17 protein-coding genes and 1 pseudogene are annotated in these 16,533 nt (G+C 65.2%); 5 read left to right on the forward strand and 13 right to left on the reverse strand.

The window, feature by feature from the left end; all coding sequences use genetic code 11:
- Positions 1-161: 161 nt before the first annotated feature.
- From C2R25_RS03695 to C2R25_RS03735, 9 genes are all read right to left on the reverse strand, one after another.
- On the reverse strand, positions 162-566 hold the full coding sequence (locus tag C2R25_RS03695) for a response regulator (protein WP_103727918.1): 405 nt from the start codon (positions 564-566) through the stop codon (positions 162-164).
- Between the two features lie 83 nt (positions 567-649).
- Positions 650-1,270 carry a response regulator transcription factor gene (locus C2R25_RS03700; protein ID WP_037486757.1) on the reverse strand — a complete coding sequence of 207 codons (621 nt, stop codon included), beginning with the start codon at positions 1,268-1,270 and terminating at the stop codon, positions 650-652.
- On the reverse strand, positions 1,260-2,795 hold the full coding sequence (locus C2R25_RS03705; protein ID WP_103727906.1) for a PAS domain S-box protein: 1,536 nt from the start codon (positions 2,793-2,795) through the stop codon (positions 1,260-1,262). The genes C2R25_RS03700 and C2R25_RS03705 overlap by 11 nt, the downstream gene beginning before the upstream one ends.
- A gap of 59 nt (positions 2,796-2,854) precedes the next feature.
- Positions 2,855-3,328, reverse strand: a complete 474-nt coding sequence (locus tag C2R25_RS03710; RefSeq protein ID WP_103727907.1) for a DUF305 domain-containing protein — start codon at positions 3,326-3,328, stop codon at positions 2,855-2,857.
- Positions 3,329-3,418: 90 nt separating this feature from the next.
- Positions 3,419-4,567, reverse strand: a complete 1,149-nt coding sequence (locus C2R25_RS03715; RefSeq protein ID WP_103727908.1) for a copper resistance protein B — start codon at positions 4,565-4,567, stop codon at positions 3,419-3,421.
- Positions 4,567-6,492: a copper resistance system multicopper oxidase gene (locus C2R25_RS03720; protein WP_103727909.1), complete on the reverse strand. Its 1,926-nt coding sequence runs from the start codon at positions 6,490-6,492 to the stop codon at positions 4,567-4,569. The genes C2R25_RS03715 and C2R25_RS03720 overlap by 1 nt, the downstream gene beginning before the upstream one ends.
- Positions 6,493-6,559: 67 nt before the next feature.
- Positions 6,560-7,126 carry an RNA polymerase sigma factor gene (locus tag C2R25_RS03725; protein WP_017501305.1) on the reverse strand — a complete coding sequence of 189 codons (567 nt, stop codon included), beginning with the start codon at positions 7,124-7,126 and terminating at the stop codon, positions 6,560-6,562.
- Positions 7,123-7,563, reverse strand: a complete 441-nt coding sequence (locus C2R25_RS03730) for a periplasmic heavy metal sensor (protein ID WP_026109207.1) — start codon at positions 7,561-7,563, stop codon at positions 7,123-7,125. Before C2R25_RS03730 ends, C2R25_RS03725 begins: the two co-directional genes overlap by 4 nt.
- The gene (locus tag C2R25_RS03735; RefSeq protein WP_037447996.1) at positions 7,563-7,832 is read right to left on the reverse strand and encodes a hypothetical protein; all 270 of its coding nucleotides are present in this window, start codon (positions 7,830-7,832) and stop codon (positions 7,563-7,565) included. The genes C2R25_RS03730 and C2R25_RS03735 overlap by 1 nt, the downstream gene beginning before the upstream one ends.
- Before the next feature lie 132 nt (positions 7,833-7,964).
- Here C2R25_RS03735 and copC point away from each other — a divergent pair, with 132 nt between their 5' ends.
- From copC to C2R25_RS03760, 5 genes are all read left to right on the forward strand, one after another.
- Positions 7,965-8,342, forward strand: coding sequence for a copper homeostasis periplasmic binding protein CopC (gene copC, locus C2R25_RS03740; RefSeq protein WP_007406420.1), 378 nt, complete (start codon positions 7,965-7,967; stop codon positions 8,340-8,342).
- 4 nt (positions 8,343-8,346) lie between these two features.
- Positions 8,347-9,291 (forward strand): copper homeostasis membrane protein CopD, encoded by a 945-nt coding sequence (gene copD, locus C2R25_RS03745; protein ID WP_062787970.1) that lies wholly within the window; start codon positions 8,347-8,349, stop codon positions 9,289-9,291.
- A 36-nt stretch (positions 9,292-9,327) separates the two neighbouring features.
- Positions 9,328-10,002 (forward strand): class I SAM-dependent methyltransferase, encoded by a 675-nt coding sequence (locus tag C2R25_RS03750; RefSeq protein ID WP_103727910.1) that lies wholly within the window; start codon positions 9,328-9,330, stop codon positions 10,000-10,002.
- Between the two features lie 107 nt (positions 10,003-10,109).
- A complete protein-coding gene (locus C2R25_RS03755; RefSeq protein ID WP_103727911.1) occupies positions 10,110-12,467 on the forward strand; it encodes a heavy metal translocating P-type ATPase in 2,358 nt (785 codons plus the stop codon).
- Entirely contained in the window at positions 12,464-12,880 is a 417-nt protein-coding gene (locus tag C2R25_RS03760; protein ID WP_010336581.1) for a MerR family transcriptional regulator, read from the forward strand. The genes C2R25_RS03755 and C2R25_RS03760 overlap by 4 nt, the downstream gene beginning before the upstream one ends.
- 241 nt (positions 12,881-13,121) lie before the next feature.
- On the opposite strand, the pseudogene C2R25_RS03765 reads toward C2R25_RS03760, so the two are convergent.
- The 4 genes and pseudogenes from C2R25_RS03765 to C2R25_RS03780 form a co-directional block, all read right to left on the reverse strand.
- Positions 13,122-13,538, reverse strand: a pseudogene (locus C2R25_RS03765) (transposase); the annotation flags it as partial.
- A gap of 60 nt (positions 13,539-13,598) precedes the next feature.
- Positions 13,599-14,399 (reverse strand): IS21-like element helper ATPase IstB, encoded by an 801-nt coding sequence (gene istB / locus C2R25_RS03770; RefSeq protein WP_103727912.1) that lies wholly within the window; start codon positions 14,397-14,399, stop codon positions 13,599-13,601.
- Positions 14,399-15,685, reverse strand: coding sequence for an IS21 family transposase (gene istA / locus C2R25_RS03775; RefSeq protein ID WP_103727913.1), 1,287 nt, complete (start codon positions 15,683-15,685; stop codon positions 14,399-14,401). Before istA ends, istB begins: the two co-directional genes overlap by 1 nt.
- 30 nt (positions 15,686-15,715) lie before the next feature.
- Entirely contained in the window at positions 15,716-16,348 is a 633-nt protein-coding gene (locus tag C2R25_RS03780; RefSeq protein ID WP_233203750.1) for a transposase, read from the reverse strand.
- Between the last annotated feature and the right edge of the window lie 185 nt (positions 16,349-16,533).

Here is a 16,533-nt window from a genome sequence, read left to right on the forward strand (position 1 = left end):
TGAATCGTACCGTCCACCACTATCCAAGATGTGTTGCTGTGACAAATGAGCCCAGCCGCGGGCAAGGCCCTTGGGCGCAGCTGGGTTGGTTTCCTCTGGAAAAACGACGTGCTCGTGTCCCCACCTGGCCTCTTTAGCGTTGGCGGTCGGACGCGGTCCATTTACTCATTCGACGAGAGGCGTCTGTGACGGCCGATTGCCTCGAGGAGTAGACGGCTCCTTAGTGGTTTAGTGATCATGTGATCAAAGCCCGCGTCGGCAGCGCGGCGGGCGAGAACCTCGTCATGGAAGCCCGAAATCATGATGGAGCATCCGGACCAGCCCAGCGATCGGAGTTGGCGCAGGATCGAAAAGCCATCAATGTCCGGCATGCGATAATCAACAATCAGGCAATTGGCTCGCTTGGAATGCGGATCGGCCAAAAGCGCGCTACCACTTGTATAGCTACAGACGCAGTAGCCACGGGATCTAAGGAGAAGCTGAAGGGCACGCCGAACACCCGGGTCGTCGTCGGAGACGAGGATGGTGTAGCGCCCATCACCTTGTGTGTCAGAAAACGAAGACATCTCGCGCGACATGAGGACCTGTTGCATCACGGCAATGGCTCGCACGATGCGGCATCCTCGTCGCTACGTAGAGGGCGCAGTTATCACGTCTTGCGACCGAACCCGGCAGCAAAGGCGATCCTCAACGCCTCAGAGAGATTGCGGACCTCGAGCTTGGCCATGAGGCTGGCGCGGTGAACCTCGACCGTCCGGGATGAGCAACCCAGATCATAGGCGATCGTCTTGTTGGGCAAGCCGTTCGCCAATCCTTCCAGCACTTCCTGCTCGCGGGGGGTCAAGGCAGCAACCCGCACCTCGGCTTCCGACGATTCCAGCGCGCGAAGGTCGACATCGTCGAGACGAGCGAAAGCGCGCCTCACGGCCTCGAGCAGGGCAGCCTTCTCGAAGGGCTTTTCGAGAAAGTCAATCGCGCCGCCTTTCATAGCCTGCACAGCTACCGACACATCGCCGTGGCCGGTCAGGACGATGACCGGCATGTTGATCCCACGCGCAGCCATAGTGGTCTGGACTTGGAGACCGTCCATTTCAGGCATCCGCACATCCAAGATAACGCAGCCTACTTCAGCGGACTTCGCTGTCCTGAGAAATTCCACTCCGGAGGTGTAGGCGATGACATCATAGCCCGCGGTTTTGAGCGCGAAGCTTGCCGCCTTGCGGATGCTCTCCTCGTCGTCGACCAGATGAATGATGCGTCTATCCCCCATGTTCCTCCTTCGCCCGCGCGTGGATCAGCGTGAAGTGAAAGCGCGCGCCGCCGCGGTCGGGGCGCTCCATCCAGATACGGCCCCCATGCGCTTCGATGATGGTCCGGCAGATCGAAAGGCCGAGGCCCATGCCGTCGGCCTTTGTCGACTTGAACGCCGTGAAGAGCTGCTCCCGGACCTCGTCGGCGATGCCGGGGCCGGTATCCGCCACGGTCACCTCGATCAGCCCGTCAGGGCGCAACCTGGTCGCCACCTTGAGGTCGCGAACCGGACACTCCGCCATCGCCTCGATGGCATTGCGCATCAGGTTGACCAGCACCTGCTGGATCTGCACCCTGTCGACGAGGACCGGCGTCGCGGCGGGATCGACTGCAAAGAAGCTGCGGATGCCGCGCTCGCGGGCGTCGACCAGCGCGAGCTGGCTCGCCTCGGCGATGACCCGCGGCAGCTCGTGGAGGCTCTTGTCGACCTCGCCGCGGGCGACGAAATCGCGCAGGCGCCGGACGATATGGCCGGCCCGCAGCGTTTCCTGTGCCGCATCATCCATCACCGACCGTAGCGACACGAAGGGTTCGTCGTCCCGCTCGTCGAGCATGTCGCGGATCGTCTCGAGATAGAGCGCGACCGCGGCAAGCGGCTGGTTGAGCTCATGCGCGAGGGTCGAGGCCATCGTGCCCATCGCGCTCAGCCGGGAGACATGGACCAGCTCTGCCTGCAGTTCCTTGAGCCTGAGCTCATCCTGCTCCTTGGCGGTGAGATCCCGGATGAAGCCGGTGAACAACCGCTGCCCGTCTTCACCGGCCTCGCCAACCGACAGCTGCATCGGGAAGGTCGAGCCGTCGCGGCGCTGGCCGACCACGACGCGGCCGAGGCCGATGATCCGGCGCTCGCCGGTCTGGAGATAATGCGCGATATATTCGTCGTGCCGGTCGCGATCGGGCTGGGGCATCAGGCAGGAGACGTTGCGGCCGACGAGCTCGGTTTCCGAATAGCCGAACAGGCGTTGGGCGGCCGCGCTGAACGACGTGATGGCGCCGGTCTCGTCGATGATGATCATCGCATCGGGGACGGTCGCCAGGATCGACTGGAGATGCTGCTCGCGGGTCTCGATTGACGCCCGGACCGCCGCCTCGTCGGTGACATCGCGACTGATGCAGGCAAAGCCTCGATGTGTGTCGCCTTCGAACAGGGCGCTGATCGTCAGGCGCGCGAGATATTCCGCGCCGTTCTCGCAGACCCGCCACGCTTCGCGCTCCAGCGTGCCCTCGTGAAGGGCGGCCGCCAGGTCTGCGCGTGGACGACCCGCCGCAATCTCGTCGGGCGGGTAGAACAGGTCATGGGGCTGTCCCAGGACGCGATCGAGGGGCCAGCATTCGGCACGCTCGCCTTCTTCATTATAGCTCAGCACGATCCCGGCAGGATCGAGCAGCGTCAGGACATGGCCGCCAGCCTGTCGCAGGAACAGCGGCGCAAGCCGCGCTACGTCGCTGGCAATCTCGTCCGGCCCGCGCCTCGTGTCGACCATCGTCCCGGCTCACATGCCTGGCCGGGCGCACGGATCCGGGCGTAGCCCGACCGTGCCACTCAGCGCCGCGCGAGTATGGCCTTCATCTCGTCGATTTCCTGCCGCTGCGAGCGCTTGATCGCTTCGCAAAGCCGGATGACTTCCGGATCGCTGAGCTTTGCTTCCTGGCACATCAGGATCGCCCCGGAATGATGCGGGATCATCGAGCGCAGAAAGGCCGTGTCGCCGATCGTGGTCTGGGTGCGGATGAGCGCAAAGCTGCCGAAGAAGGCGACCAGCGACGCGGCGATCAGCGCGATGTTGGCGGCTTTCGACGCGAACATGTGCCCCATGGCGAGGATCATCAGCACCACCATCGGCGCGACCATCATCAGCGTCATGTAGAGCATGTTGAGGTTGTTGTAGAAGCTGTCGAGCCCGTCGATCATGACGAACATCACCAGATACATGATGACGCCGCTGATGACGGTCTGAACGGCAAGGCTCCAATAGGCGCCCATCTTCCGGGTGTTCATGTGGGACGAATGGTCCATGACGTATCTCCTTCGCTCGGCGCCGGCCGACCTTGGTATGAGTGTAACGCCCCGCTCTCCTGTTCGCCCCCGCCATCAGCCGTCCTGATGCTAAAACCAGAAGCGAACGCCGGCGACGAAGCTGGTCGCATGGACGTCCTCGCCGGCAAGCCTCGACAGCCGCGCCGTGTCGCCGGCTTTGCGCAGATAAGAGACGCCGATATAGGGTGCGAACTGGCGGCTAAACTCATAGCGCAGGCGCGCGCCGAGCTCTATGTTGACCAGCCCCGAACCGATGTCGTTCTCCGGAATATCCTGCGCGGCGAAATTGACCTCGGCGCGCGGCTGCAAGATCAGGCGCTGGGTAATGCGCTGGTCGTAATAGCCCTCGACCCGGCCCAGAACATCGCCCTTGGTCGAGAGGAACAGCGCGCCTTCGACTTCGAACATGCCGGGAGCCAGGCCCTCGACGCCGACCGTCGCGTAAGTGCGGTCGGGCCCGCGGCCGAAGTCCTGGCGGATACCGCCCTGAAGATTGAAATAGGGGTCGATGGCCCGGCTATAGAGCACCTGCACCTCCGCGCTGTCGATGCCGCGGCCGAACTCGCCTTCGCCCTCGCTCTTGAGCCAGAGCCGGTTGATATCGCCGCCGTAAAAGCCTTCGCCATCCCAGCGATAGCCATCGCGACCGCTATGCGCTTGATACTCGAACAGGTTGAGCAGCACCTGCCCGAAATTGCTGCCGCCGCTGTCCTTCATCATGATGTCGCGTGAGCGCGCCATCTCGGCGCCGGGAAAATCACGATCGGCGAAGTGGTCGCTGGGGGGAGGCGGCGGGGGCGCATTGCCGGCCGGAAGCGCCGTGCCGGTCATTTGCATGCCGGGCATGGCGGTCTGGCCATGCTGCGAATGGTCCATCCCGGGCATGTCCGGCATCGCGCCGTCCTGATGCTGGGAGTGGTCCATGCCCGGCATGTCCGGCATCGCGGGAGACGCGGGTTGCGGCTGACCGGCCGCATCTCCCTGCGGCGCAGGACTGGCCTGGTGCTGCGAATGGTCCATCGCCGAGGTGGCGTCTGGCGCTGGTGTCTGAGCGCGCGGCCTGGCGGCGGCCTTGTCCTTCTTCTTCTCCTGCGCCGGCGCCACTTCGCCCGGCGGCGCCATGCCGGGCATGCCGTGCATCGAATGATCCTGGGCAAAGGCGGGCGCGGCAGCGAAAAGGGCGATCGCGCTCACCAGCGGCGTGAGGATGCGGGTCATTACGCGTCTCCCTTCGGACGGACGCTCACGACCCGCATCATCCCTGCATGCATGTGGTAGAGGAGATGACAGTGGAAGGCCCAGTCGCCGACCGCGTCGGCGGTGAAGTCCCAGGTCACCTTGCCGCCGGGCTGGACGATCACCGTATGCTTGCGCGGCGCATGATCGCCATGCCCCGTCACCAGCTCGAAAAAATGCCCGTGAATATGGATCGGATGCCCCATCATCGTGTCGTTGATGAGATTGACGCGCACCCGCTCGCCTTCGATGAAGGGGATCGGCTCGTGATGGTCCGACATTTTTTCGCCGTCGAACGACCACATGAACCGCTCCATGTTGCCGGTGAGGTGAATGTCGATGCTGCGGCTCGGCGCGCGCACGTCCGGATTGCGATCGAGCGCCATCAGGTCCCTGTAGACAAGCACCTTGTGGCCGACGTCGGCGAGGCCCTGGCCGGGCTCGCCGGTGCGGTCTACGGGCATCGGCGAGATGGTCTGGACGCTCGGGTCGCGCTTCACCTGCGGCGCGTTCGAGAAGTCGCGCATCTTCATCGAGCCCATCGCGTGCCCGCCATGATCCATGCCCGCCATCTGGCCATCGGCGCCCATCGCGCCGTGGTCCATGCCGGCCATCGATCCATGATCCATCCCCGAATGATCCATGCCTGCCATGGCGCTATTGTCCATGGTCGCCATCGCTGCCGCCGCGCCGGTCGCGAGGCGCGCGGACGCGTTCTTCTCGGCCGTCGGATCGACGCCCCGCATAGCGCCGCCCGACATGTCCATGCCTTCCATGCCCGGCATCGAGGACATGTCCATGCCCATGTCCTTCATGTCGGCGAGCGGCCGTTTGCGTAAGGGGGGAACCTCGCCGGCCATGCCGGCGCGCGGCGCGAGCGTGGCACGCGCCATGCCCGAGCGGTCGATCGCCTCGCCGACAAGGGTGTAGGCCTTGTCATCGCCTGGGCTGACAACGACGTCGTAGGTCTCGGCAACACCAATCTGGAACTCGTCGACGGTGACCGGCACCACATTCTGCCCGTCGGCCTGGACGATGGTCAGCGGCAGGCCGGGGATGCGGACGTTGAAGGTGGTCATCGCCGACGCATTGATGACCCGCAGCCGCACCCGTTCGCCCGGGGTGAAGAGCGCGGTCCAGTTGTCCATCGGACCATGGCCGTTGACGAGATAGGTGTAGGTGGATCCGGTCACATCGGAGATGTCGGCCGGGTCCATCCGCATCTGGCCCCAGTCGAGCCGGTCCTTGAGCGGCTGATCCTTGCCCGACAGGAGCCCGGCCAGGGTCTGGCGCTGGAAATTGAAATGGCCGGGGTTGACCTTGAGGCGCCGGAAGATCGCCTGCGGCGAGAGCGCGCTGTGATCGGCGAGCACGATGACATGCTCGCGGTCATAGGCGACCGGATCGGCACCGGCGGGATCGATGATGATCGGGCCGTAATGGCCTTCCTGTTCCTGCAGGCCTGAATGGCTGTGATACCAGTAGGTGCCGCTTTGCACGACGGGGAACTGGTAGAGGTAGTTCGATCCCGGCTTGATGCCCGGAAAAGACACGCCCGGCACGCCGTCCATATTGGCCGGCAGGATCAGCCCGTGCCAGTGGATCGAGCTGTCCTCCTCGAGTTGATTGACGACGTTGAGCCGCACGCGCTGGCCTTCGCGCAGCCGGATCAGCGGGGCGGGGACCGTGCCGTTGAGACCGATTGCGCGGAACTGGCGCCCGTCGATGCTCATCGACTGCCGGGCGATGGTCAGCGTGATGTCTTCGCCCGACACGGTCGGCAGCGTCGGTCGCATCCCCGGCGAGATGGTCTGCGCCCAGGCAGGCAGCCAGGCTGATAATGCGGCGCCACCACCGGCGAGGGCCGCGCCGCGAAGGAACTGGCGGCGGTCGAGGGCAGAAATCATTCGGTTTGTCTCAGCTTGCAGAAAGAGGGCGGACCTATTGGAAATACGCAGCCCACCCGCCTGCCCCTCAAACTTTCTTCAAACTTTCCGCGAGGCGCGCCCGGGCGCGGTAGAGGCGGGTCTCGACGGCCTTCTGGGAGATGCCGAGGATCTCGGCGGTTTCGGCTTCCGATTTCTCGTCGATCGTCCGCAGGATGAGCGTGTCCTTGAGCGAGGCGGGCAGGGCGGCGATCGCCGTCATCGCCTCGGCGAGTTGCTGTTCGGCATCCAGGGCGCGGTCGGCCGAGGGGGCGTCGTCGACGATATGTTCGGCTTCGCCCAGAGGAAGGGCGAAGGAAAAGAAATTGCGGACCGCACGGCGACGGCGCCAGTCGTGGCATTTGTTGATGACGATCCGCGACATCCAGACCGGGAAGGGCCGCGTCCCATCATAGCGGCTGAGCGCGGAAAAGGCGGCCACGAAGCTCGCCTGAGTGACGTCGAGCGCCTCGTCGGGGCTACCGACATGGCTGCGCACGAGACGGTGTACCCAGCCCTGATGCCGGCGGACCAGCTCGCCATAGGCCGCTTGCCGGCCCCCCAGCGCCAGAGCCGCAAGCTCCCCGTCCGAGCAGTCGGGGAGGTGGAGCGTCATTTTTTCTCGGCCGTCAGCGCTTTCACGACGGCGTCGTCGAACTTCACCGTCTGGTCGGGGCGGAGCACCGCACGCATCGCGAAGATATGCTCGAGCGTTTCCTTCTGCAGCGCGCCCATCGCCTGGTGTGACCGGTCGACGGCGGCGGAGACCTGAGGCCCATAGCCATGTTCCGACCTGATGGCCTGCGCGAGCCATGCATTGTCGGCGCGCAGTTCCGCTTCCAGGGCCTGTCGGCGGATGGCGTAGCGGGCTTCGATAGCCTCGAGCCGTGCATGTTGCGCGCTATCCAGCTTGAGATCGCGATGGAGCAGGTCGTGCAGCTCATTCTCGACAGGGGGCGCCGGCACGACATAGAGCCGGCCGATCACGACCCCCGCTACTGCCGCAACAAACGTCAGCAGCACGAGAAGGAGAAGGCCGCGGCGATCGCGCATCATTGCGCGCTCAGCAGCGTCGAAGGAGCGAGCGCGAGCCGCGCGTCGAAGGGCGATGCCGCAGCATCTGCCGAACGCACTGGCACCGCGGAACCGGCGATGCCGATGAAGAGCGCGACCGCGGCTGCGACACCGAAGGTCGTGGCGCTCAGGCGCGGCATGGCCTGGAGCCGGGCGATCTCGGCCATGACGCGGCTGTCCAGCCCGGCAAGCCGGGGATCGAGGGGGGCTTCCCGCAACCGGCTGAGCATGTCGTCGAGGTGGTCCATGATGTTTCTCCGTCTTCTCTTCTCAATACGCAGGGTGGTCTTCTAACCCTTGTCCGGGAACAAAAAGAAAATTGCGAGGGGTGCAGGTCGCGGCTGCGTATTCTCTCATGTCACTGACAGGAGAATGTCCAAATGCGCTTCTTTTCGCCGCTCGCAGCCATCGCCGCCGTCGGCCTGAGTGTTTCTGCTCCGGCCTACGCCCATCCCAAGCTCGTGTCCTCGACGCCCGCCGCCAACGCCAGCGTCCCGGCGCCGTCGCGTATCACGCTCACCTTCAGTGAAGGTCTGATGCCGAAGCTGTCGGGCGCCGAGATCGTGATGACCGGCATGCCCGGCATGCCCAACCACCGCATGGCGGTAACCGGCTTCAAGACGTCCGTCGAAGGCGACAAGACGCTCGTGCTGACGCTCGCCAAGCCGCTCATGGCGGGCAGCTATCAGGTCGCCTGGCACGTCGTCTCGACCGACACGCACCGCATCCAGGGCAATCTCGCCTTTACCGTCAAGTGACGCCATGAACGACGTGGCACTCGTCGCCGTCCGCTGGGCGCTCTACGTCGATCTCGGCCTGCTGTTCGGCCTGCCGCTGTTCGCGCTCTATGCGCCCGGCGGCGGCCGGATGGTGCAGCGGCATCTGCCGATGGCGGCAATGGTGGCCGGTCTCGCCTGTCTCGCCCTCCTGCTGTCGGCGCTGGGGTTCGCGTTGCAGGCTGCGGCGATGACCGGGCTGCCACTCGCCCAGCCTGATCTTTCCATGGTCGCAGAGCTGTTCAACGGCACTTCCATGGGAACGGCGCTGAAGGCGCGCCTCGTCGCGCTCCTCGTTCTTCTGCTCTGCATCCCCTTGTATCGCCGGCAATCCCGTCCTGCCTTCATCGCCTCCACTCTGGCGGGCGCGGTCGCGCTCGCGACCCTCGCCTGGAGCGGGCATGGCGCGGCCGGCGAAGGCGAGGCGGGCTGGCTGCAACTGCTGGCCGATCTCATCCATCTGCTCGCCGCCGGCGCCTGGGTCGGCGCGCTTGCCGCCTTCCTCGCGCTGGTACTTCCCAGGCTCGCAACCGATGATCTCGCCGCTCAAGACATGGACCGGATCACGCTCGCCGAGGAAGCCCTGCGGGGCTTCTCCCTCGTCGGCACGATCATCGTCGCCCTGCTGATCCTGACCGGGACGGTGAACGGCTGGTTCCTGGTCGGTCCGGGCAACGTCGCCTCGCTCGGGCAGTCGACCTACGGCCTGCTGCTCATCGCCAAGCTGCTGCTGTTCGCCGGCATGCTGGGCCTGGCCGCGCTCAACCGTTATCGCCTGACCCCGGCACTGGCGCAGGCGATCGAGGAAGAGGACGCGCCACGGGCGCAGGCGCTGCTGCGCGCGAGCCTCGTCGTCGAAGGCGGTCTTGCGATCGTCATTCTCGGGCTCGTCGCCTGGCTGGGGACACTATCGCCGCCCATGTCGATGTAGCTTATCGTTTCGGACGCCTCGCGTTGGGAGAAGCCAATGCAATCCTACACCCCGCCGCTCGGGACCGGATCGACGAAAGACTATGATCGCGCGATCCGCCTGTGGACGCGGGAGAAGCGGTGGCGTGCCGCCATGCTCGCCGCCCTGGCGCCCAAAGCCGGTGAGACGGTCGTCTACGTCGGCTGTGGCACCGGCAGCTTCGCGCTGATGCTCAAGCAAGCCGAGCCCAGGACGCAGGTGATCGGTCTCGATCCCGATGCCGAGGCGCTCGACATCGCGCGGCACAAGGCCGCTGCGCGGCAGGCCGATATCGACTGGCGTCAGGGATTTGCCAGGGACGTGGCCCCAGGCACCGCCGACGCTGTCGTGTCGAGTCTCGTGCTGCATCAGATGCCGGTCAGGGAGAAGGCGGCAACCCTGCGCGCCATGTTCGCCATGCTGCGCCCGGGTGGCCGCCTGGTGATCGCCGATTATGGCCGCCAGCACGGTCTCATGCGGCTCGCCTTCCGCCTGACCGTGCAGGGGCTCGATGGCATCGATGATACCCGGCCCAATGCCGACGGCGTGCTCCCCGGCCTGATCGCGGCGGCCGGCTTCAGGCATGTGGCCGAGACGTTTCGGCTTTTGACCATCACCGGCGCGATCGACCTGTTTACGGCGCATCGACCGGCGCAGGACCACGGCCTTACGGTTGCCAATGACCTTGGCTGATGGCGGCCAGGCGAACGGGCCCGCCGATTTGTCCGCTTAGGCGATTACGTATTGACCCTGACACGGTGTCAGACCCTAGATCGTCATGCGTCGAAAGGAGCAAGGCGATGAACGAGACACATGGAGCGGCGCATGGCGGCGGTTGCTGCGGCGGCCACAGCGCCGCGAAAGCGGCGACCGGCGTCAAGGACCCGGTCTGCGGCATGACCGTCGACCCGGCGACCACGGCGCATCACGCCGAGCATGGCGGTGAACGCTATCATTTCTGTAGCGCGGGCTGCCGGACCAAATTCATCGCCGATCCCGAGCGCTATCTCGGCCCGCCAGCGCCGCCGGTCGCGGCGCCCGAAGGCACGATCTGGACCTGCCCGATGCATCCAGAGATCCGGCAGGACCATCCCGGATCCTGTCCGATCTGCGGCATGGCGCTCGAGCCCGCGACCGTGACTGCCGACAGCGGCCCCAGCCATGAGCTGGTCGATTTCACACGGCGCTTCCGGGTCGGCCTGATGCTGGCCCTCCCGGTGCTGATCCTCGAGATGGGCGCGCATCTCTTTCCCGCGATCCATCGCCTCGTGCCGATGTCGATCTCGGTATGGATCCAGTTCGTGCTGGCGACACCCGTCGTGCTCTGGGCGGGCTGGCCCTTCTTCGAGCGTGGCTGGGCCTCGCTCAAGACCCGCAACCTCAACATGTTCACCCTGATCGCGATGGGGACCGGGGTCGCCTGGATCTACAGCGTCGTCGCGACGCTCGCGCCCCAGCTGTTCCCGCCCGCCTTCCGCGGAGAGGACGGCATGGTTGCCGTCTATTTCGAGGCGGCCGCGGTGATCACTGTCCTCGTGCTGCTCGGCCAGATGCTCGAACTGCGCGCGCGCGAGCGGACCTCGGGCGCGATCAAGGCGCTGCTTAACCTTGCTCCAAAGACCGCGCGCCGGATCGGTTCCGATGGCAGTGAAGAGGAAATCAGCCTCGATCTCGTTGCGGTCGGCGACCGCCTGCGTGTGCGTCCCGGCGAGAAGGTGCCGGTCGATGGCGTGGTCGAGGACGGCCGTTCCTCGCTCGACGAGTCGATGGTCACCGGTGAGTCCATGCCCGTCACCAAGGCCAAGGCCGACACGGTGATCGGCGGCACGCTCAACCAGACCGGCGCGCTCGTTATCGTCGCCGACAAGGTTGGCCGGGACACCATGCTGGCGCGCATCGTCCAGATGGTCGCCGAGGCGCAGCGCTCGCGCGCGCCGATCCAGCGCATGGCCGATCAGGTGTCGGGCTGGTTCGTGCCCGTGGTCATCGCGGTCGCGGTGGTCGCGTTCATCGCCTGGGGCATCTGGGGCCCCGAGCCGCGCTTCGCCTACGGGCTGGTTGCGGCGGTCGCCGTGCTGATCATCGCCTGTCCCTGCGCACTGGGTCTCGCCACGCCGATGTCGATCATGGTCGGGGTTGGCCGCGGCGCCGGGCTCGGCGTCCTCATCAAGAATGCCGAAGCGCTCGAGCATATGGAAAAAGTCGACACGCTCGTCGTCGACAAGACCGGCACGCTGACCGAAGGCCGGCCTGCCGTCACCCAGATCGTGCCGGCGCCCGGCTTCGACGAAGCCGAACTGCTGCGGCTTGCCGCCTCGGTCGAGCGGGCCTCCGAGCATCCGCTCGCGCTGGCGATCGTCGAGGCCGCCAAGGATCGCGGCATCCCCACGAGCGACGTCACCGACTTCGATTCCCCCACCGGACGCGGCGCGCTCGGCACCGTCGACGGCCGCCGGATCGTGCTCGGTAATGCGCGGTTCCTCTCGGAAGAGGGCATAGCAACCGACGCGCTGGCGGAGCAGGCCGACGCCCTGCGCCGGGATGGCGCCACCGCGATCTTCATCGGCGTCGACGGCACCGTCGGCGGCGCCTTTGCAATCGCCGATCCCGTGAAGCAGACGACGCCGGAGGCCCTGGCCGCACTCAAGGCCGAAGGCATTCGCGTGGTGATGTTGACCGGCGACAACCGCACCACAGCAGAGGCGGTGGCAAGGCGGCTCGGCATTGACGATGTCGAAGCCGAGGTACTGCCCGACCAGAAGAGTGCCGTCGTCGCGCGGTTGAAGAGCGAGGGGCGCGTGGTGGCGATGGCCGGCGACGGGGTCAACGACGCCCCCGCACTGGCTGCCGCCGATGTCGGCATCGCAATGGGATCGGGCACCGACGTCGCGATCGAGAGCGCGGGCGTGACGCTGCTCAAGGGCGATCTCATGGGCATTGTGCGGGCACGGCGGCTGAGCCAGGCGACCATGTCCAACATCCGCCAGAACCTGGTCTTCGCCTTCATCTACAATGTCGCCGGGGTGCCGGTGGCGGCGGGCGCGCTCTATCCGCTGTTCGGCATCCTGCTCTCGCCGATCATCGCGGCCGCCGCCATGGCGCTCTCCTCGGTCAGCGTGGTCACCAACGCGCTGCGCCTCAACCGGAAAGCGCTGTGAACATCGGGGAGGCGTCGAAGCAAAGCGGGGTCTCGGAGCGGATGATCCGCCATTATGAGAAGATCGGCCTCATCCCGGCGCCGCCACGCCGGGGTGCGGGCTATCGCGACTATGGCGCGCGCGATCTCCATCGCCTGCGGTTCATCGCAAATGCCCGCGATCTCGGTTTCCCGATCGAGGAGATCCGCACGCTGTTGGGCCTTTGGGCAGATATTGGACGGGCAAGTTCGGAGGTGAAGACCCTCGCATTGGCTCGGGCTGAAGAGCTTCAACGCAAGGCCGAAGCCTTGACCAGTTTGCGCAACACGGGGGCGTCACATAAAACGGGCACAGATATACGCTCTCATGACTGCCATCCGAGACGCTGGCCGAGTTTACTCCTTCGCTGGCCTCGAGACCAGCGGTCGCATTGACCTTGGCGGGTGTGCCGCGGGCGCCTGATCGACGACGATTGATCATGCTCTCATCCGCGGGTTGATTACCGCACTACCCGTATCCGTCGCTGGGCCTATCCTCCGTCTAAGTTCGGGCGTCGGACGAACCTGCCCCACCGTACACCGTGGATTGCCCATCACAGTCGGGTGCCCGCGGCACGCCGGCCAAGGCTATGCAGTTGGTGCGCTGGCGCCTCCTCTCGTTAATGTCGTGGGTGGATCAGCCGGCTATCGCCGGCGACACCCGACGGGCGATGTCCCAGGCATAGCCGGCCAGTTCACGCGCGATCGCGGTGGTCACCTTGGGCTGAGGCTTGCCCGTGGCCGCCAGGCGACGGTAGCGCTGGCACAGGCGAACCTGCGCTTTCCACCCGATCGCCTGGATGTCCTCGGACAAGTCGATGACCCGCTCACGGTAGCGTCGTTCCTCGCGAGCGGGCAGTCGATACGACCAGCCCGCCTCAATCAGCATGGTTCGTGCCTGCGCGTTGCCCGCGCGGGTGATCCGGCCCCGTTTGGTCCGAGCGCCGCTGGAGTGCTCGGACGGCACCAAGCCGACATACGCCATCAGTTGCTTGGGATTGTCGAAGCGGGTGAGATCGCCTACTTCAGCGACCAGCGTCGCAGCGCTGACCAGCCTGATTGTCAAACGAACTGAGGATTTGACCCCTTGGGCGAAGTGAAGAACTGCCCCCTTTCATGAAGCGGTTGCGTTGCTGGTTTCAAGCGTAGGTCCGGCCTTCTGCAGAAGGCCGGACCTACGCTTTTCGCGAAGCCGATAGCTGTCTCCGCGGATGGTAATGACTGTGGAATGGTGCAGCAGCCTGTCGAGGATCGCCGTGGCAACGACAGGATCGCCGAAGACGCCGCCCCATTCGCCCACTGAACGGTTCGAAGTGACCAGGATCGAGCCCTTTTCGTAGCGCCGCGAGACCAGTTGGAAGAACAGATGGGCGGCGTTGGCCTCGAACGGCAGATAGCCCAATTCGTCGATGATCAGGAGTTTGGGGCGGCTCAACTGGGTCAACTGCTTGTCGAGCAGGCCGTCGTCGTGGGCCTTGGCCAGCATCGCTACCAAGGTCGCCGCGGTCACGAACTGAACCGAGTAGTTCTGCCGGATGGCTTCTCGGCCAAGGGCGACGGCCAAGTGCGTCTTACCGGTTCCCGGCGGGCCCAGAAGCAGCGTCGTGTCGCCATGCGCGATCCACCGGCAGGTCGCGAGTTCGCGGATATGCCCTGGATCCAGCGATGGCTGGGCATCAAACTCGAAGCCGTCGAGCTCACGCACGAACGGGAACTGGGCGATTTTGCTGGCCATGGTGATGCGCCGCTCGTCACGCCGGGCAATCTCGCGCTGGACGAAGAAGGCCAAAGACTCGCGCAAGGTCATTTCCGAGCGTGCGGCTTCGTCCAGTAGCGTATCGAGCTGGTCGCGGATCGCGGTTAGCTTAAGCCGGTCGAGCATCGCTATAAGCGCGTCATGATCGATGGTCGCCATCACCAGCCTCCCCCAACAACGGCTTCATATTCAGCAAGCGGCCGCAGCAAGGCCGGCGTCTGCAGGGGCTGCGGCGATAGTTCCCGGATCGGACCGGCGCCGACCAACCCCGTCAGGTGGGCTCTGTCGGTGACCTGCTGACGGCGCCCTTCGCAAACCGGGTGATCGGCGACAACTTCGCCGGCATGACGCACGATCACGCGGCCGGCCAGCACCACGACCTGCACCGTCTCACCAACCAGGCGCCAGGGGACCGAGTAGCTGTTGGTATCGAGGTCAATCGCGCAATCGGGCCGAACCTTGCGGATCAGGTCGCGCAGCTGGCCAAAGGGAGCACGGCCGCCCAATGGTCGATGCACCCCGGCCTCATCCGCGAACCGCACGATGGGTAATTCGCCGGTCGTGCCATGCACACGCTGGTCGGCGATCTCCCGGTTCCACTGGTCGAGGTGAGCAACAAAGGCGCCCCAGGACGGGAAGCGGCGCCCGGCGATCGCATTGTGCTTCACGTAACCGACACCGCGTTCATCCTTGCCTTTGGTGCGGGCCCGATAAGGAGCGCATGCTCGAGGCTTGAACCCCCAATACCGGGCAAAGGCATGAAGCCGGCCGTTGAAGCGAACCTCGCGTGTCGCGGCATCATGATGCTCGACCAGCGCCCTGGCATTATCGAACAGAACCTCGGTGGGTACGCCTCCGAAGCGCAGGAAAGTCCCCTCCATGCCTTCGAACCAGTCAATCTGGCGCTCGCGAAGCGACGGGCGGATATGCATCCGGCGCGAGTAGCAAAGCGTCGCAACAAAGATATGCACGCGGATCCGTTCGTCGCCGATCCAGACCCGGGCCTCGCCAAAATCGATTTGCAGTTGATGGCCCGGAGGCGTTTCGAAGCGTACCGTCGCCCGCTTCTGCGCCTTCAACTCCCGGCGCCAGCGCTGAACCCGAAGCTCGACCGACCGCAGGCCAATCACGATCCCGTGCTCGCTGGCCAGTTCCTGACGCACGACGTCGGCATTGCCGCCATGCCGGAAGAAACGTTCGCGCAGCCAGTCATCGAGCCCGTCGAATGCTGTCTTGCGCGTCGGTCTGTTGAAGGGGGCCGCACCGCCCGCACGAAGATAGCGGCGGACGGTGTTGCGCGCGCAGCCAAACTCCTTCGAAAGCCGCTTGGCTCCCCAGCCCAGTTCATGCAGCCGCATCATTGCGGCCACCTCCTCTGCCTGAAGCATTTCCTCTCCCTGCATCGACCTCAATCGTGCGGGAAACTCTGAAACACCTGTCGTCATCTGTCCCTCCTCTCGTCAAACCCGAGGGGGTCAGTTTGTCAGTTCGTGTGACATGATACCGCGCAGGACCTGTAGATTGCGGACCAGCGGCGCAAAACACCATGCGTCCACCGCTTCAGTCAGCGCCGCTTCTAAGCGCCCAACCCGTGCCTGCGCCTCCAGCACCCGCTTCTGCATTTCCTCGAATGCCAGCTGTTGGTGGGGAAAATCGAACCGCTGCTCGGACAACCACCGCCAGTACATTTTCGTCCAGGCCGCCTTGCCGCCGAAACGACGATCATGACGCAACAGGAAGCTGCGCACTGTCTGCTTGGCTCCGATGGCATCATCTTGCGCGCTGCGTCGCGCGCGGATGAGATCGCGTACCGCCTCGTGCGCTTCGTCCGGTATCCAGATTGCGGTGAGTTCGCCAGCGCGTAGCAGCCGCGCCAGGGTCATCGCGTCACGCCGGTCCGTCTTTACATGGTCACCCGGGCGCCGCGGCATCATCGAGGGGGCGATGACGATGCAATTCTGTCCCAGCTTCGTCAGCAGCCGATGCAAGCCATACCCGCAGGGACCAGCTTCGTAGCAGACGTTCAACGTCACGCCCGGTCCAGTCAGCCGCTTGACCAGCTTCCTGATCGCATCGTCCTCGTTGGCGACCGTGCCGACGAAACGCACCTCGCCTCCGCGTTCCCCATCGGCAACCGCGACCGCAATGGTTTCCTTATGAACGTCCTGTCAACCGGCGCGCAAAACTGACCCCCTATCGGCGTCCAATATTGACCCCACCTTTCGGTAGTCTGGCGGTTATCCCGGTAGTCGATAGGAGGGGCCCACGGACGACGACGCGCACCGTCAGGTGT

The organism is Novosphingobium sp. HII-3 (assembly GCF_002916655.1).
Lineage (GTDB): Bacteria > Pseudomonadota > Alphaproteobacteria > Sphingomonadales > Sphingomonadaceae > Novosphingobium > Novosphingobium panipatense.